19 protein-coding genes and 1 pseudogene are annotated in these 18,023 nt (G+C 30.8%); 17 read left to right on the plus strand and 3 right to left on the minus strand.

Annotated features, from left to right (window positions below; genetic code table 11):
• Position 1 precedes the first annotated feature (1 nt).
• From AJ885_RS07955 to AJ885_RS08015, 13 genes are all read left to right on the plus strand, one after another.
• Positions 2-1,012 (plus strand): methionine ABC transporter ATP-binding protein, encoded by a 1,011-nt coding sequence (locus AJ885_RS07955; RefSeq protein ID WP_002881712.1) that lies wholly within the window; start codon positions 2-4, stop codon positions 1,010-1,012.
• Positions 1,009-1,920 carry a methionine ABC transporter permease gene (locus AJ885_RS07960; RefSeq protein ID WP_002881711.1) on the plus strand — a complete coding sequence of 304 codons (912 nt, stop codon included), beginning with the start codon at positions 1,009-1,011 and terminating at the stop codon, positions 1,918-1,920. The genes AJ885_RS07955 and AJ885_RS07960 overlap by 4 nt, the downstream gene beginning before the upstream one ends.
• Before the next feature lie 191 nt (positions 1,921-2,111).
• Positions 2,112-2,885 (plus strand): MetQ/NlpA family ABC transporter substrate-binding protein, encoded by a 774-nt coding sequence (locus tag AJ885_RS07965; protein WP_002872575.1) that lies wholly within the window; start codon positions 2,112-2,114, stop codon positions 2,883-2,885.
• A 48-nt stretch (positions 2,886-2,933) separates the two neighbouring features.
• Positions 2,934-3,704 (plus strand): MetQ/NlpA family ABC transporter substrate-binding protein, encoded by a 771-nt coding sequence (locus AJ885_RS07970; RefSeq protein ID WP_002857015.1) that lies wholly within the window; start codon positions 2,934-2,936, stop codon positions 3,702-3,704.
• 9 nt (positions 3,705-3,713) lie between these two features.
• Entirely contained in the window at positions 3,714-4,490 is a 777-nt protein-coding gene (locus tag AJ885_RS07975) for a MetQ/NlpA family ABC transporter substrate-binding protein (protein WP_070209831.1), read from the plus strand.
• Between the two features lie 83 nt (positions 4,491-4,573).
• Positions 4,574-5,236 (plus strand): flagellar basal body P-ring formation chaperone FlgA, encoded by a 663-nt coding sequence (gene flgA / locus AJ885_RS07980; RefSeq protein WP_070209832.1) that lies wholly within the window; start codon positions 4,574-4,576, stop codon positions 5,234-5,236.
• A complete protein-coding gene (locus tag AJ885_RS07985) occupies positions 5,233-5,796 on the plus strand; it encodes a UbiX family flavin prenyltransferase (protein WP_002871446.1) in 564 nt (187 codons plus the stop codon). The genes flgA and AJ885_RS07985 overlap by 4 nt, the downstream gene beginning before the upstream one ends.
• A gap of 39 nt (positions 5,797-5,835) precedes the next feature.
• Positions 5,836-6,312, plus strand: coding sequence for a pantetheine-phosphate adenylyltransferase (coaD, locus tag AJ885_RS07990; RefSeq protein ID WP_002852633.1), 477 nt, complete (start codon positions 5,836-5,838; stop codon positions 6,310-6,312).
• The gene (tmk, locus tag AJ885_RS07995; protein ID WP_044779439.1) at positions 6,303-6,881 is read left to right on the plus strand and encodes a dTMP kinase; all 579 of its coding nucleotides are present in this window, start codon (positions 6,303-6,305) and stop codon (positions 6,879-6,881) included. The genes coaD and tmk overlap by 10 nt, the downstream gene beginning before the upstream one ends.
• A complete protein-coding gene (gene hisS / locus AJ885_RS08000; protein WP_070281065.1) occupies positions 6,878-8,104 on the plus strand; it encodes a histidine--tRNA ligase in 1,227 nt (408 codons plus the stop codon). The genes tmk and hisS overlap by 4 nt, the downstream gene beginning before the upstream one ends.
• Positions 8,101-9,936 carry a biosynthetic arginine decarboxylase gene (gene speA / locus AJ885_RS08005; protein WP_074487182.1) on the plus strand — a complete coding sequence of 612 codons (1,836 nt, stop codon included), beginning with the start codon at positions 8,101-8,103 and terminating at the stop codon, positions 9,934-9,936. Before hisS ends, speA begins: the two co-directional genes overlap by 4 nt.
• Complete coding sequence (gene cysE, locus AJ885_RS08010) at positions 9,937-10,575, plus strand: serine O-acetyltransferase (protein WP_070273961.1); 639 nt, start codon at positions 9,937-9,939, stop codon at positions 10,573-10,575.
• Positions 10,576-10,747: 172 nt separating this feature from the next.
• Positions 10,748-11,917: a pyridoxal phosphate-dependent aminotransferase gene (locus AJ885_RS08015; protein ID WP_070281066.1), complete on the plus strand. Its 1,170-nt coding sequence runs from the start codon at positions 10,748-10,750 to the stop codon at positions 11,915-11,917.
• A gap of 60 nt (positions 11,918-11,977) precedes the next feature.
• On the opposite strand, the gene AJ885_RS08020 is transcribed toward AJ885_RS08015, so the two are convergent.
• The 3 genes from AJ885_RS08020 to AJ885_RS10195 form a co-directional block, all read right to left on the minus strand.
• Positions 11,978-12,319 (minus strand): cupin domain-containing protein, encoded by a 342-nt coding sequence (locus AJ885_RS08020; protein ID WP_070273959.1) that lies wholly within the window; start codon positions 12,317-12,319, stop codon positions 11,978-11,980.
• A 69-nt stretch (positions 12,320-12,388) separates the two neighbouring features.
• On the minus strand, positions 12,389-13,420 hold the full coding sequence (locus AJ885_RS08025; RefSeq protein WP_070281068.1) for an MBL fold metallo-hydrolase: 1,032 nt from the start codon (positions 13,418-13,420) through the stop codon (positions 12,389-12,391).
• A 265-nt stretch (positions 13,421-13,685) separates the two neighbouring features.
• Complete coding sequence (locus AJ885_RS10195) at positions 13,686-14,405, minus strand: XRE family transcriptional regulator (RefSeq protein WP_074469968.1); 720 nt, start codon at positions 14,403-14,405, stop codon at positions 13,686-13,688.
• A 295-nt stretch (positions 14,406-14,700) separates the two neighbouring features.
• Between AJ885_RS10195 and AJ885_RS08035 the strand changes: the two genes are divergently transcribed.
• The 4 genes and pseudogenes from AJ885_RS08035 to AJ885_RS10315 all read left to right on the plus strand — a co-directional run.
• Positions 14,701-14,901, plus strand: a complete 201-nt coding sequence (locus AJ885_RS08035; protein WP_002790505.1) for a hypothetical protein — start codon at positions 14,701-14,703, stop codon at positions 14,899-14,901.
• Positions 14,902-17,019, plus strand: coding sequence for a Mu transposase C-terminal domain-containing protein (locus AJ885_RS08040; protein WP_070281070.1), 2,118 nt, complete (start codon positions 14,902-14,904; stop codon positions 17,017-17,019). It begins immediately after the preceding gene.
• A gap of 87 nt (positions 17,020-17,106) precedes the next feature.
• Entirely contained in the window at positions 17,107-17,964 is an 858-nt protein-coding gene (locus tag AJ885_RS08045; protein ID WP_002790751.1) for an AAA family ATPase, read from the plus strand.
• Positions 17,961-18,023 (plus strand): annotated as a pseudogene (locus tag AJ885_RS10315) (RNA polymerase subunit sigma-70); the annotation flags it as partial. The gene AJ885_RS08045 and the pseudogene AJ885_RS10315, both read left to right, overlap by 4 nt.

The raw sequence follows: 18,023 nt of genomic DNA on the forward strand, positions 1-18,023 counted from the left end.
TTTGATAAAAATAAAAAATTTAAAAAAATATTATGGCAAGGAACTCGTGATAAACGATGTTTCTTTGGAGATTAAAAAGGGTGAAATTTACGCCATAGTAGGTCATAGTGGAGCTGGAAAATCCACTCTTTTAAGATGTATTAATGGACTTGAGAATTATCAAGAAGGAAGTTTAAAAGTCTTTGATCAAGAAATTAAAGATTTAAGTCAAAAAAAATTAAAAGAGTTAAGAATGCTTAGAAAAGATATAGGGATGATTTTTCAAAATTTTGCCCTAATGGAGCGCAAAAATGTATTTGAAAATGTTGCTATGCCTTTAAGAACACACTATACTCAGTGTAAATTTCATGCCAAGCTTTTTAATAAAGAATACATGAGCGAAAAAGAAATTGCCCAAAAAGTCAATTCCCTACTTGAAATCGTAGGGCTTGATCATAAAAATAAATCCTATCCAAGAGAACTGAGTGGAGGGCAAAAACAACGCGTTGCTATTGCTAGAGCCTTAGCTTTAAACCCAAAAATTTTACTTAGTGACGAAGCTACTTCGGCTCTTGATCCAAACACTACAAAAAATATTTTAGAGCTTATATCTAAAATCAATGCTGAATTTGGGATTACTGTTGTTTTAGTAACTCACGAAATGGATGTAGTAAAAGACATAGCTCAAAAAGCTTTATTACTTGAACATGGACAAATCATAGGAAGTGGAGCAATTGATGAGCTTTTTTTAAGGCCTAATGCTAAAATGAAAGAATTTTTAGGAGAAAGCGACTTCTTGCCTGAGCACGGACTTAATATCAAACTTTACTTTCCAAAAGAAGTTGCCCAAAATAGCGTCATCACTCATATGGCAAGAACTCTAAATATAGACTTTAACATAGTTTGGGGTAAAATAGAAAAACTTAATGGAAAAGCCTTGGGAAATTTAGTTATAAATATAAATGAAAACGATAAAGACAAGGTTCTTGACTACATAGAAAAAAGTGGAGTATTATGGGAGGTGGCATCATGAATGAAGAAAACATCTCTATCTTCAGTGCTTTTTTTAGTAGAATTTCTCAATTTTTTAATGAATTTTCTTGGCAGGATATTAAAGAAGTGAGTTTAAGTTCTATTACAAGTTTCAGTGAAAATTATGAAAACATTTTAAAACCTGCGCTTAATGAAACAATTTATATGAGTTTAATGGCTGTACTATTTGGATTTTTATTGGCTATTATTCCTGGAATTTTACTTGCTATTTGGGATAAAAATGGAATTAAAGAAAATAAAATCGCTTATAGTATTTTAGATTTTATTACAAATATACTGCGTGCCTTTCCATTTTTAATTCTTATAGTTGTTCTTTTACCACTTTCTAAAATCATAGTAGGGACAAGCATAGGTACAAATGCTGCCATAGTTCCTTTAGCTATCGGAATAGCTCCTTATTTGGCAAAGATGCTTGAAAGCGCTTTTAAAGAAATAGACAAAGGAATCATAGAAGCTGCAAAAAGTTATGGTGCTAGCAATATTCAAATTATCTTCAAGGTTATCTTTAGTGAGGCCCTTCCTGCTATAATTAGCGGAATTACCCTAACTTTGATCTTTACCATTGGTTTTTCTGCTCTTGCTGGAACTGTCGGTGGTGGAGGTTTGGGAGATGTCGCTATTCGCTATGGTTATGAAAGATTTAACAAAGAAGTTATGATTCAAACTGTAGTTATTCTACTTATATTAGTTCAGTTAGTTCAAATTCTAGGTAATTTATTTTATACTTGGGCTAAAAATAGCAAAACTACATATATCATCGCCACTCTATTGATTTTACTTGGAATTAGCATAGTTATCAATATAAACAATGATGAAAATTTCTTTTGGCAAGCAATTATTTTTATCTTATTTTTAGGAAGTTTGCTTTATAAAGGTTTCAAAAAATAAGGAGATTATATCTCCTTTTAAGATAAGTATAAGTTTTTTTAAGTAAAATTTAAACAAAAAATTAAAGGAATTAAAATGATGTATCAGATGCGTTAATCTGACTATCAACAAGTTTTTATATGCTTCTTCCTGATAGTCAGAGTGAATTTATTAAGATTAAAGCAAGCACAAAATGACTAAAAAGGAAAAAAATGAAAATCAAATCTTTATTTATAGCAAGTATTTTAACATTAAGTCTTAATGCAAATGCATTAGAAACCATCACAGTTGCAGCAACTCCCGTCCCTCATGCTGAAATCCTAGAGCAAGTAAAACCTGATTTAGAAAAACAAGGCTATAAACTTGAAATCAAAGAATTTACGGATTATGTTTTGCCCAATCTAGCTGTTGATAACGGAGAAGCCGATGCAAATTTTTTCCAACATACTCCTTATTTGGAAGAATTTAATAAAAACAAAGGCACCAAACTTATCAAAGTAGCTGCCATACACATAGAACCTATGGCTGTTTACTCCAAGAAATATAAAAGTCTAGATGATATTAAAGAAGGGGTTAAAATCGCCATTCCAAATGATCCAACCAATGAAAGTAGAGCTTTAGATATTATTGCAAAAAAAGGTTTGGTAAAATTTAAAGATAAGGCTTTAAAAACACCTCTTGATATTATAGACAATCCTAAAAAAATTAAATTTGTAGAATTAAAGCCCGCACAACTTCCAAGAGCTTTAGATGATGTTGATTTTGCTGTAATTAATTCCAACTACGCTCTCTCTGCAAATCTAAATCCTGCAAAAGATAGCGTATTTATCGAAGATAAAGAAAGCCCGTATGCAAACATTCTTGTTGTAAGAGTAGGACATGAAAACGATCCAAAAATCAAAGCCTTAATCCAAGCTCTACAAAGTGATAAAATCAAACAATTTATCATAGAAAAATACAACGGATCTGTTTTACCTGCTTTTTAATTTTGTCCCTTACCTAGGGACTTTTTTCTTAAATACAAAGGAGTTTTTATGAATTTATTTAAAATTATTATACTCGCTTGCATTCTAAATTTATCTAGTCTATTTGCACAAAACATTACTATAGGAGCCACTCCAAATCCTTTTGGTAGCTTACTAGAACTAATGAAAGATGATTTTAAAAACAAAGGGTATGAGCTTAAAATAGTAGAATTTTCAGACTATATTTTGCCCAATCGTGCATTAGAGGAAAAAGAACTTGATGCAAATTTATATCAACACAAACCTTTTTTAGAAGAATACAACCTAAAGAAAGGTTCAAATTTAATTGCAACAACGCCTGTACTTATAGCTCCAGTAGGAGTTTATAGTAAAAAAATCAAAAATTTAGAAAATCTTAAAGAAGGTGCTAGAGTTGCTATACCTAATGATGCGACCAATGAAAGCAGAGCTTTAGAGCTTTTAGAGAAAGCAAAATTAATAGAGCTTAACAAAAATACTCTAAAAACCCCATTGGACATAAACAAAAATCCAAAAAAACTTAAATTTATAGAGCTTAAAGCCGCACAACTTCCAAGAGCTTTAGATGATGTTGATATTGCTATAATTAATTCTAATTTCGCACTTGGAGCCGGTCTGAATCCAAGTAAAGATACTATTTTTAGGGAAGATAAAAATAGCCCTTATGTAAATTATGTTGTGGTACGCTCAGAAGATAAAAATAGCGAAAAAACCAAAGTAATTGATGAAATTTTAAGAAGCGATAAATTTAAAGCCATCATTAATGAACATTATAAAGATATATTAATCCCAGCTTTTTAGGAGTATAGCATGAATATTAAAAAAATATTTTTAAGTGTTTTATTTACAATTAGCCTTAGTTTTGGAGCAGATAAAACCATAATCATAGGTGCAACACCAACGCCTTATGCTGAAATTTTAAATTTCTCCAAACCCTTATTTCAAGAAAAAGGTTGGAAGTTAATAGTTAAAGAATTTAATGACTATAATATACCTAATATCGCTTTAAATGAAAAAGATTTAGATGCAAATTTATATCAGCATAAACCTTTTTTAGATGATTTTAATACCCATAAAGGAACAAATTTAAGTTCTTTGGGTGCTATTGTTTTAGTTCCTATGGCTATATATTCTAACTCCATAAAAGATATAAAAGACATTCCTAATGGTGCTAAAATCGCTATACCTAATGATGCTACCAATGAAAGCAGAGCTCTTGATTTGCTAGCTAAAGCAAATTTAATAGAATTTAAAAGTCAAAGCACCCTTAAAACCCCTATTGACATAAGTAAAAATCCAAAAAATCTTAAATTTATAGAGCTTAAAGCCGCTCAACTTCCAAGAGCCCTAAATGATACTGATTTGGCTGTTATTACCACAAACTATGCTCTTGGAGCAGGTTTAAATCCTTTAAAAGATGGTATTTTTATGGAAGATAAAGATAGTTTATATGCTATTGTTTTAGCTACAAGAAAAGGTGAAGAAACAAATCAAAAAAGCCTTGCTATTAAAGAAATTTTAACAAGCGATAAAATTAAAAATTTCATCATAGAAAAATACAAAGGCTCTGTTATTCCTACTTTTTAACTCTATACAAAGCCTTCTAAAGGCTTTGTTAAACTTATAAAAGCTAAAATACTATTTATTGCATTATAATTCTTAGGATAAAAATGAAAATTATTTTTTTAACTTTTTTTATTGTGATAAATTATATCCAAGCAGCTAGTTTAGAAGAAATCAAAACGGCACTAGCTAAAGAATTTAGAAATAATTTTCCTAAAATTATAATTTCTCAAATTGATTTAAAAATAACATCATTGCCTAAAGATTTTGATCAATATGAATTTCTAAGAATTGCTAATGGGCGTTTTAATCAAGCACAAGGCTTTTTAAGAGCTGAATTTAAAACTCCGCAAAATATACAAAAAAATGTATTTTTTAGATATTTCATTCAAGCAAATTTAGAAGTTTTAAAAAGCGAACGCGCTATAAAAAGAGGAGATAAACTTGGAGCTTTTGACTATAAAAGCGTATTGATTGATTTTGATAAAGTTCCTTTAAATGCCTTAACCTTAGATGATGTAGATAATTTTGTAGCTAAAAGCAATATTAACAAAAACACCATTTTAAGAGCAAATATGTTTAAAACCACAGCTTTAATACGCCGAAATGATCCTATAATCGGAGTTTTAAGTGAAGCAAATGTTGATGTTTTAATCGAACTTGTGGCTTTGCAAAGTGCAAATATGGGCGAAAGGATTCGTGCAAAAAACAAAGAAGGTAAAGTTATGCAAGGCATCGTAGTGGGTAAAAATAGGATGATTATACAATGAAGGTTTTATTAGGAATTTCTGGTTCAAGCAGTGTCAATTTAGGCTTAAAATTATTAAAAAATTTAGAAAATCAATGCGAACTTTATTGTATTTTAACTCAAGGTGCAAAACTTAGTTTCAAAGCTGAAAATGAAGCAAATTTAGAAGAAATTTGTCAAGAAAATTTTAAATACACTCATTTTTTAGATGATAAAAATTTAAGTCTAAGTGTAGCAAGTGGATCTTTTGGAATAGAAAAAACTATCATTGCTCCTTGTTCGATTTCAAGTTTAGCAAAAATTCACGCTGGTTTTGCAGACACTCTTTTAATGCGTGCTGCAGCAGTGGCCTTAAAAGAAAGAAAAAAACTCATCTTAGGCGTACGTGAAATGCCTTTTTCTACTTTAAATTTAGAACATATGTTAAAACTTAGCCAAATGGGAGTTATTATCGCACCTCCTATTATCGCAAGTTATTCTAAAGCAAACAATCTAGAACAAATGGAAAATTTTATCGTAGGTAAATGGCTAGATCTTTTAGAAATAAAACACAATTTATATGAAAAATGGCAAAATTTTTAGTTTAAATTTGTTATATTTTTAAAAAAAATTGGAGCAAAAATGACTTGTTTATATCCTGGGACTTTTGATCCTATTACCAACGGACATTTAGATGTTATCAAACGAGCTTTAAAAATTTTTGATGAAGTCATCGTTGCCATAGCAAAAAGTGAACATAAAAAACCTTGCTATGATTTAGAAAAACGCAAAGAACTAGCCCTGCTTGCAACACAAAATTTAAAAAATGTTAAAATCATTGCTTTTGATAATTTACTTGTAGATTTAGCCAAAGAATTAAAAGTTAATACTATAATCCGTGGACTTAGAGCGGTGAGTGATTTTGAATACGAATTGCAAATTGGCTATGCAAATCACGCACTTTGGGAAGATATGGAAACCATTTATCTTATGCCGAGTCTAAAACATGCTTTTATTTCAAGTTCTATTGTTCGCTCTATAGTAGCACATGGGGGCGATGTAAGTTCTCTTGTTCCAAAAGAAATTCTACCTTTTTTAAAGGATCAATCTTGTATGTAGTTTTTGAAGGTATTGACTGCGTAGGAAAAAGTACGCAAATTTCACTTTTAAAAGAAATTTACAAAGACGCCATTTTTACACTCGAACCTGGCGGAACAGAACTTGGAAAACATTTAAGAAAAATTTTACTTAATAAAACTCATCCTATTAGCAAAAGAGCTGAACTCTTGCTTTTTTTAGCTGATCGTGCTCAACATTTTGAAGAAATCTTAAAAACCAATCAAAACAAACTCATTATTAGCGATAGAAGTTTTATTTCAGGCATGGCTTATGCCAAAGATTTTGAAAACGATTTGCTTTTTGCTTTAAATAGTTTTGCTTTGGAAAATTTTTTTCCACAAAAAATTATCTTTTTAAAAGGAGATGCAAACCTTATTCAAGAACGCCTCAATCAAAAAGAACTAGATAGCATAGAAAAACGTGGCATTGAGTATTTTCTAAGCGTGCAAGATAAACTCGAAAAAGTGCTTCATTTTTTAAAAGAAAAAATTTCTATAGAAATTTTAACACTTGACGCAAAAGAAAATAAAGAAAAATTACACCAACAAATAAAGGAATTTTTACAATGATTAACGCTTTAAAAGGAATGAAAGATTTATTAGATAAAGATGCATATTATTATGTAAAAGTGATTAAAACCTGTGAAGAAGTAGCTAAAAACTATGGCTTTACTTTTATCAATACACCGCATTTAGAACTTTGCACCCTTTTTAAAAGAAGCGTAGGAGAAAGTTCTGATATAGTAGGCAAAGAAATGTATGAATTTATCGATAAAGGCGAAAATCATGTTTGTATGCGTCCTGAAGGAACTGCTGGGGTGGTGCGTGCCTATATAGAAAAAAAACTCGATAAAAACACTAGTGTGAAAAGATGGTTTTATCATGGTTCCATGTTCCGCTATGAAAGACCCCAAAAGGGACGCTTAAGAGAATTTCATCAATTTGGCGTTGAAAGTTTTGGAAACGCAAGCGTTTATGAAGATGCAAGTATTATTTTAATGTTAGTAGAAATTTTTTCACGCTTAGATATTAAATTTAAACTACGGATTAACTCTTTAGGTTGTTTAGAATGTATGCCAAAATATCGTGAAAATTTAATACATTTTTTAGATAGCAAAGAAGGTTTTTGCGAGGATTGTTTGCGTAGAAAAAACTTAAATCCCATTCGTGTTTTAGACTGTAAAAATGAGCATTGCCAAAGCCTACTTAACGATGTTCCGCTTTTAAATCAAAATTTATGCTCATCTTGCCAAAAAGACTTTGAAATTTTACAAAACGTTTTAAAAGAAAACGGAGTGGATTTTGAAGTGGATCCTAAGCTTGTTAGAGGGCTTGATTACTACTCTAAAACGGCTTTTGAATTCATTAGCGATGAAATTGGTGCAAAAGCTGCTATTGCTGGGGGTGGAAGATATGATAGACTCATTGAATACCTTGATGGAAAAAGTGGTTTTGGCGTAGGTTTTGCCATGGGCATAGAAAGAATTATAGCTATTTTAGAACAAAAAGAAGAAAAAGTTCAAAGAGAAGGAATTTATCTTTGTGCTATGGATGAAATTTATATCCAAAAACTTTTGCATATCGCTACAAATTTAAGAAAAGAATATAAAGTGTTTTTAAGCTATGAGGCAAGAAAACTAGCTAAACATCTCGAAAACGCGGATAAAAATAATGCTGAAATTTTTCTTTGTATGGGAGAAAATGAAGCACAAAATGAAAGTTTGTTTTATAAAAATTTAGCAAAAAAAGAAGAAAAAATGATTAAAATTTCAGACTTAAAGAAGGTTTTATAATGGATTATGGTATTGATATTTGGGGAAATGAAAATTTTATTATCAAAAATGGTAAAGTTTGTATCAATCATGAGAAAAAACCTGCTATTATTGATATAGTTAAAGAATTAAGAGATGATGGATACAAGGGGCCTTTACTTTTAAGATTTCCTCATCTTATTCAAAAACAAATTGAAAATATTTACGGAAATTTCAATAAAGCAAGAAAAGAATTTGGCTATAAAGGAGGATTTAACGCTGTTTATCCTTTAAAGGTAAATCAATACCCTGGTTTTGTAAAAAATCTTGTAAAGCTTGGAAAAGACTATAACTACGGACTTGAAGCAGGTTCTAAGGCAGAGCTTTTACTCGCTATGGCTTATAATAACGAAGGCGCACCTATTACAGTAAATGGCTTTAAAGATAGAGAACTTATCAATATAGGCTTTATCGCAGCTGAAATGGGACATAATATCACTTTAACCATAGAAGGACTTAATGAACTTGAAGCTATCATAGACATAGCCAAAGAACGCTTTAAACCTAAACCAAATATAGGCTTACGCGTGCGTTTGCATTCTGCTGGAGTTGGAATTTGGGCAAAAAGTGGTGGGATTAATTCTAAATTTGGACTTACGTCCACTGAACTCATAGAAGCGGTAAATTTACTCAAAGAAAACAAACTTTTAGAACAATTTACCATGATTCACTTTCATCTAGGCTCGCAAATTACTGAAATTCATCCTTTAAAAAAAGCCCTAAATGAAGCAGGAAATATCTATACAGAACTTAGAAAAATGGGAGCTAAAAATCTAAAAGCTATTAATCTTGGTGGTGGTTTAGCCGTGGAATACTCACAATTTAAAAATGAAAAAAGTAGAAATTATACCTTAAGGGAATACGCTAACGATGTAGTTTTTATCCTAAAAAATATAGCTGAACAAAAAAAAGATTTAGAGCCTGATATTTTCATAGAAAGTGGACGTTTTGTAGCAGCTAATCACGCTGTTTTAATCGCTCCTGTATTGGAACTTTTTTCTCAAGAATATGCAGAAAACAAACTCATACTTAAAAAACAAAATCCAAAACTTATCGATGAACTTTATGATCTTTATAAAAGCATAAAACCTTCCAATGCATTAGAATACTTGCACGATAGCATAGATCATTTAGAGAGTATTTTAACTCTTTTTGATTTGGGCTATGTCGATTTGCAAGATCGATCCAATGCTGAAATTTTAACTCATTTGATCACAAAAAAAGCCATCTTGCTTTTAGGAGATAAGCAAAATCCTGCGGATTTACTTGCCATACAAGATGAAGTACAAGAAAGGTATTTGGTAAATTTTTCGCTCTTTCAAAGCATACCTGATTTTTGGGGCTTAGAACAGAATTTCCCCATCATGCCCCTTGATCGCTTAGACGAAGAACCGACTCGAAGTGCAAGTATTTGGGATATAACCTGCGATAGCGATGGAGAAATTTCATACTCTAAAGATAAACCTTTATTTTTGCACGATGTAGATGTAGAAAAAGAAAATTATTTTCTAGGGTTTTTCCTTGTAGGCGCCTATCAAGAAGTACTTGGAATGAAACACAATCTTTTTACTCATCCTACTGAAGCTATTATAAGTATCAATGAAAAAGGCTATGAAGTTGAGGGGATTATAGAAGCACAATCCATACTTGATGCCTTAGAAGATTTAGACTATGATATACACGCTATCATGAATATACTTAATGAACGCATAAGTAATTCCAAGCTTGTAAATGACAAACAAAAAAAACATATTTTAGGGGAGCTTTATCTCTTCTTAAATGATAATGGTTATTTAAAAAGCATAGGAGTTTAGATGAATTTTTGGGGTATTATAAAAGAAGATTTTTCTCAACCAAAGGCACAAGATCCAGCTTTTAATTCTTGTATAGAACTTTTTTTTAATTACCCTGGAGTATGGGCTGTAGTAAATTACCGCTTTGCACATTTTTTTTACATAAGAAATTTTAAACGCATTGCTAGGATGATTAGCGGAATTTCACAATTTCTAACTGGAGTAGATTTACATCCTGGAGCAAAACTTGGAAGACGTGTTTTTATAGATCATGCCAATGGAGTGGTTATAGGCCAAACAGCAATCATAGAAGATGATGTTTTAATTTATCAAGGCGTTACTTTAGGTGGAACAAGCCTTGAAAAAGGTGCTAAACGTCATCCAACCATCAAAAAAGGAGTGATCATAGGCTCAGGTGCAAAAATACTTGGCAATATCACCATAGGAGAAAATACCAAAATAGGCTCAAATGCTGTAGTGGTTAAAGATGTAGGTGCAAATTTAACTGCCGTTGGAATTCCTGCTTATATTATCGAAGAGCGTAAAAATAAAAATATTAGAGCTATAGATGCAAATTGCGATGACAAACTAGAAAAGTTAGAAAAGAAAATTTTAGAACTTGAAAATCTTATATTAAAACGACCTGAATCACAAAAATAATAATTTTTTATAATACATAAAATTATACATATTATTATGCGTATTAATTTTTCCTACAAAATTAATACAAATTTTCACATTTGCTGAAATTTATAACTCATTTTTAAATTAAATTTATTACAAAAATGCAATTTTCTGCTAAAATTAAACAAAAACTATTAAGGATTGAAAAATGCTTACAAAAAGATCTCAAGTTTTAGAAGAATCTATCACTTTAGCCATCACTGCACTTGCTAATGAACTTAAAGCTAAAGGCGAAGATATTATTAGTTTTTCAGCAGGCGAACCTGATTTTGACACACCGCAAATCATCAAAAATGCCGCCATAAATGCTATTGAAAAAGGATGTGGAAAATACACTGCTGTTGCGGGAATTCCTGAAGTATTAAAAGCTATTCAAACCAAATTTAAAAAAGATAATAATCTTGATTATGAAACAAATGAAATCATCACCAATATAGGCGCAAAACACTCTCTTTTTGAATGTATAGAATGCTTAGTAGAAAAAGATGATGAAGTCATTATCCCTAGTCCTTACTGGGTAAGCTATCCTGAAATGGTAAAATTTTCAGGTGGAAAACCTATATTTATAAAAGGCTTGGAAGAAAATGGCTTTAAAATTACCGCTGAACAATTAAAAAAAGCTATCACAGCTAAAACCAAGGTTTTAATGCTAAATTCTCCTTCAAATCCTGTGGGATCGATTTATTCTAAAGAAGAATTAACTCAAATTGCTAAAATTCTAGAAGGAACGCAAATTACTGTTTTAAGTGATGAAATGTATGAAAAACTTCGCTATGATGGTTTTGATTTTGTAGCTTTTGCAAGTGTAAGCGAAGATGCTTTAAAACGCACCGTGACCATTAACGGACTTAGCAAATGTGGAGCTATGCCAGGATGGCGTTTTGGCTATATGGCAAGTAAAAATAAAGCCCTAATTTCAGCCGTTAAAAGACTTCAAGGACAAAGCACTTCAAATATTTGTTCCATTGCTCAACATGCAGCCATTCCTGCTTTAAATGGAGAATGTGATGAAGATATAGAAAAAATGCGTCAAGCCTTTGAAAAACGCCGTAATTTAGCCTTAGATATGCTTAAACAAATCACAAATATCAGTATTTATAAACCAGAAGGTGCTTTTTATCTTTTTGTAAATATACAAAAAATAGAAAAAGATTCTATGAAATTTTGCCAAAAATTGCTTGAACAAGAAAAAGTTGCCGTTGTTCCAGGTATAGGTTTTGGAATGGATGGATACTTCAGACTTTCTTATGCCACAAGCGATGAGCTTATCAAAAAAGGTTTAGAAAGAATAACAAATTTTATTAAAAACTATAAATAATTCTAGGTTAAAGCCTAGAATTATTTAGGCAAATTAAAACCTTATAAAATCAAAATAAAATCAAGGCTTTTTAAGCACAGCATTTACCCTTTGAACACTATCTGATTTATTTAAACTCAATCTTATTATAGAATTTTCTAATCCACCTAAAGAATGTGCTACATTTGCCTCTAGGCTTATCATATCTAAAGCATTTAATTCAAATTTTTCCTTTTCCACTTCAAACCAAATTTTACCGCTTAAAACTTGAACATGTATAGCAAAAGGAGCTTTATGCTCTTTCATCACACTGTCTTTAGCTAATAAAATTTGAATTTCTTTACCTTTTTCATTGTCAATTAAAACATTGATTTTCACTTCTTTTGGGCTAAATTCCGCCTTATTCCATTGAATGATTTTCACAAAATCTCCTTTTTTAGTTTTATAAAACTATAACAAAAACCAAAATATAGATTATAAACTTGTGTTAATTTATTCTTCTTTCCACCAAAAATCCTGTTTAAATTTAGTCCCTATTTCATAAGCCTCACCCATTTTTGGTGTGATAAGGGGTAAATCTAAATTTTCATAAAGAAATTTTACTACCTCATTCCACGCATGAGTTCCCGCTAAAAATCTCCCCCAATGTATAGGCATGACAGCTTTTGCATTAAGATCTTTTGCTTCTTTTAAAATTTGATCAGGAAAAGAGTGTGAATATGGCCAAGCGATATTAAACTGTCCGCTTTCAAGACAAGCTAGGTCAAAACTTCCAAAATATTCACCTATTTTTTTAAAATGTGTAAAATACCCTCCATCTGCGCTAAAAAACACTCTCTTATCTACACTTAAAAATTCCATCACAAAAGAAGCCCAAAGGGTTTTGTTTTTACCATCTCCTCTACTTGAACTGTGCTGTGCAGGTGTTGCAATGATTTTTAAATCACCAAATTCTATGCCACTCCACCAATCAAGCTCTATGATTTTTTTCTCACTCACCCCATAGCTTTTTAGATAATTTCCCACTTTTAAAGGTGTGATAAAAATTTTAGCCTTATCTTTTAAAGCTTTTATACTCTTAGCATCTAAATGATCAAAATGTGAATGCGTGATAATCACAGCAAAAATTTCATTAAAATCATTTACATTATAAACAGGAGCATTTTTAAAAGCCTTGTTGATAAAAGAAATAGGCGAAGCATGAGTGTTAAAAATAGGATCAATCAAAATTTTATATTCTTTAAAACTTATAAAAAGCGAAGAATGTCCAAGCCAAGTAATATGCGGAGTGCTAAAACCACTCAAATCAGGCTTGAAAAAAGGTAATTTAAAAGAAGGAATGGCATTTTTTGGATAAAGATAATAATATCTCAAAATTTCTTTAAAAGACACTTTAGGAGTTATAAGACTTTGCTCATTTTCATTAAGAAAAATTTCATATTTTTTACCCTGCACTTTTTTAGCTTTTAATCTTTTATTATTTGAAATATCAAAGGTTTTAAAAAAATCTACACTCACAAACATTTATCCTTTTTTGACAATTTTATACTTTAAAAATCATTACAAACCATATTAACATGGTATTTGCTATCTTGTCTTTAAATTCTATATTTTGTATAAAGATATGTAAAAAAGTAAAGTGAGAGAAATTTTAATCAAAGTATTATTTTATAGTATTTTGATGAGATTTTTTTAGAAATCAAAGTGAACTTTTATCTTTACATTTTTTTACATTGTGCTTTACACATTTTTACATTCTTTTTACAAATACTTTACAAAGCTTTTAAAATCATATTACAGACCTTAAAACTTTACCTTTTATAAAAAGTGGAGTTTGCGATTCATCTAATTTTATGCTGTAGCTTTTATACTCTTTATTTACGCTGATTATTTCTAAGATATTTTCAAAAGGATTTAATTGCAAAAGCTTTACCATAAGCTGTCCATTATAATTTAACACATACAATCCATCGCCTTTAAAATCAGCACTTTCTTCAAAAATCACCCAGCTATCAGGAAAAAGCATAGGCGTCATAGAATACCCATCTACACGAATAGCTTTAATACTAGAACTTGGAATTGTTTTGAAAAAGGCTTTGTCTATAGCCATAAGCTCTCCGCTCTCATAACATTCTAATCCTTCTAATTCATTCCCACCTCCTGCACTTGCACTAATATTAAGTTTAGGGATATAATAAAAACTCTCTTTCTCTGCTTCTTTAAGTTTTGTTTGACTAACGGACATTTTATTGCCGCTAACGGACAAATTTTTATCACTAACGGACATTTTTTCATTTTCACTAACGGACAAGTTATTGAAATAAAAATCTGTTTCACTAATGCCAAAAGCACTAGCTATTTTTTGTAAATTTTTTTTAGTAATATTGGTAGTTTTGTTAATTTCATAACCTCTTATACTATCTAGTGAAACACCAGAAAAATAGGCTAAATCCCTTTGCGTCCAATTTCTTAATTTTCTTAATTCTTTTAACTTGCTTGATAATTCCATAAAAACTCCAAAAAATAATTTATTACATCTTGACAAATGTAATAAATTACATTATAATTCTATTACTTTTAAAAGAATTGTATCACAAAAAGATTTTTTTTAAAAGTGGTTTGGGTGGGTGGGTTTGCAATCTTTTACAAAGGATTTAAAATGTTAGATTTTAAATTCAAAAAGATTGTGAAGTGGCTAGGCTTTAAAGTCTCTATAAAAATAAAGATTAAAAAGCACTAGCAAATTTGCAATCTTCCGCCTCTTATGAGGTGGTTGATTGTGATTATACCATAAAGGAGTAAAAATGCGTAAAAGCTTTACAAGTTTAACCGAACAAATGAGTAAAAAAGGCTTTAAGCTTCGCACTTGGGCTAAATTTAAAAAGTTAAATGAAAGTGATTATAGACTGCTTTTAAATATGAGCTATGGTAAAACAAAAGGTATAAGAGGCAGAGCTAAAGAATTAAAAGAAATGCTAGAAAAAGATGGATTTAAGGTGGCTTAAATGTGGGTAAGTAGTAAAGAATTTGCAGTAATAAATGATTTTAAATACGACACTTTGCAAAAGGCTATTAATCGTGCAATAAAACAAAATAAAAAAATTTGCACATTAAGTAGTAATATATTACATTTTATAAAAATATCAGGAAAAGGACGCGGTGGTAAAACCCTTCAAATCTGGTCTAAACCTTTAAATAAGGAAGAAACACAGCTAGTAGAGCAAGGTTTTAACATAGAAGATATAAGCAATACTACTACTATAACTCCTAAAACAACACAAGAAGCTTTAAGCAAAGCATTAAATGATGATGTTTTGCTTAAAAATTCTAAAGCCTTGCAAGTGCAAAACACTGACAAAACCAAACTTAGCGAAAATCAAATACAAATAAACAAAGATAGCTTAAGTCTCTTTGCAAAAGCCAGTTCTAAAAAGCAAAATTTAGCCTTACAAAAAGCTGCTGTGGTTAAAGAATGGCTCCATGCTAAAGGCAAGATAAGCACAAATGATTTTATAAATTACATTAACGCTAAAAAAATCTATGAGTTTAAACTCACACAAAACAAACTCTTTGCTTGGCAAAAAGAATACTTAGCAAACGGACTTGATGCTTTAATAGATAAAAGAGAAAATAAAAAAGATGATGCCATTAGTGCTCTTGGTATAAAAGAGCTTTTTATAAATACCTTACTTGCTCAAAAAGGAAGGCTTAATGCTTCTAATATCCACAGAGTGCTAAATTATGAATTAGCAAAAAATGGCAAGTTAGATTTAAAAGATTTTCTAGGCAAAAAAGATGAATTTATAAGCTATGAGTGTGTTTTAAGAAGTATGAAAAAATACTTAAAAGAAAACAAACTCATAAAAAATATCATCTTGCATGGCGAAGATGGAGCTATAAGCAGACATCTACCAGCACTTGGTGTGAGTAATTGGAAAGTTTCTACTATCAATGAAATCGTAGAAATTGATGCAAGTCCGCTTGATGCTATTTGTAAAGTAGATTTTATCAATGAAACTTATGGGCTAAAAGGCGATGAGTGCTCTTGGCATAAACGCTACACTATAATATCATTAATCGATACTTATAGTGGTGTGGCTAGCTTTTATCTAGGCTTTAGTGAAGATAGTTTAAGCATAGCAAGAGCCATTGCAAAATACATCAGCACTTATGGTGTGCCAAAATGCATACACTCAGATAATGGCAAGGCATTTTTAAGTAAAAATGTCAAAGCTCTTTTAGAGAGATTAAACATTGATTATAAAGCGATGCCAGCTTACAGTGGCTGGAGTAAGCCTTATGTAGAAAATAAATTCAAAGATTTACAAAACTCACTCACTGCAAACTTAGTTGGATACATAGGATCTAATGTTAAAGAAAGACAGGCCATTGAGTTTTTTTATTCTAAAAAAGAAAGAAGACTTAAAAAAGGCTATAAAACTAATCAAAGAAGACTTAAAACACTTGAGTATATGAGAGAGTGCATTGATGATTATAGTGCGTATTTTATGAATAACAAATGGCTTGACCGACTAGGTGCCACTCCAAAAGAAAGTTTTGAAGCAAAGATTAGCGATGCCATTAGTATAGATGAGCTTAGCCTTAGTATGTATTTAGGCGGTGAATTAAAACTTAGAAAGGTGCTAAATAAAGGATTAAGTCTTAATGGCACTCTTTTTTATAATCCAAAATTATACACCCATGAAGAAGTGTTTGTGTGTGAAAATCTTAATAATCAAAATGAAATCTTTTGCTTTGATAAACAAAAAGAACTTATTTGTGTAGCAAACAACTTAGATTTAGAACTTGGAGTAAGCATTGAAGAAGCTAAAGTTGCTAGAAAACTTGTAAATAGAGCCATAAAAGCAAATAAAGACAAAATCGATGAGCAAAGAATGATTTTAGAAAAGAATATGGAAAAGTATTTAGCTCTTGGCAAGGAAAAACTAGAAAAAGTCAAAGCTCCAAAAACAAAAGCTAGTAACAACGCTAAAAAAGAACTTGAATTTTCAAAAGCCCTTGTTAGCAATGGTGATTTTGAACATTTGAGTACAAAAGTTATAAAAGATACCAAATGCAAAATTCCAAAATGGGAAAATGCTGCCAAAAAGGCAGGGTATTAAAAGTCTTTAAAAGCTTTTAAAGTCTATTTAACACGCTTTGAAAGTTTTTAAAAGCTTTTAAAAAAGCTTAAAAACAAAAGGATTTATATGCAAGAACTAAGCAAAGAATTAGAATGCTTTTTAGAGCAAAGCGGTATGAAGCCAAGTGCATTGGCAAGAGCGATTGGTGCGAGTGCTTCTTTAATCTCACAGATTAAAAGTGCAAGCTATAAAGGTGATGTGGCTTTATGGAGTAAAAAGATAAGAGATTTTATCGCTAATCACAAAGATAAGCAAAATGAAAAACCTAAAAAAGAACAACTTTTTAGAAGCCGTGATTTTTCTATGGCTACTTTTGTAATGAGCGAAGCGGTAAATGAAAAAGAAATCGCACTTATTTTTGGAGAAGCAGGAACAGGAAAAACCACTATTATAAACGAGTTTATTAAAACCAGACCACAAAGTATTTTAATAGAGGCAACTTGTCATACAAGTGTGGGTGTAATGCTTGATGAGCTTTTAAATGCTCTTAAAATCGAAGCAAATAGCAACAATGCTTCAAAACTAAAAGCAATTGCAAGATTTTTAAAGACCAATGAAAAGATTTTAATCGTAGATGAAGCCGAATATCTACCACTAAAGGCTTTGGAGGATTTAAGACGCATTGCGGATTTTGCTAGAGTGCCTCTTATTTTAGTAGGAACTGAGATTTTATACAAAAACCTAATGGGTAAAAACAAAGAGCTTAAACAACTTTACTCAAGGATTTGTGGTAAATGGATGATGAGAGGACTTAGCAAGGAAGAAAGTGATGAGTTTTTTGGCAAGGGCTATTTTAAATTTAGCAATGGTAATTTTAGAAGCTCTGCAAAGCTTTTAAAAAAGGCCTTAAGACTTGCAGAACTTGAAGAGTGCGAAATCAATGATGAGTTATTAACTAGTGCAAGCGAGATGGTTATATTATGAGTTTTGAAGAGATAGCTAAAGAACTTAATCTTAGCGTGACACGCGTTCATCAAATCTAT

Origin of the sequence: Campylobacter sp. BCW_6464 (genome assembly GCF_001762775.1) — a bacterium.
GTDB classification, from domain to species: domain Bacteria; phylum Campylobacterota; class Campylobacteria; order Campylobacterales; family Campylobacteraceae; genus Campylobacter_D; species Campylobacter_D jejuni.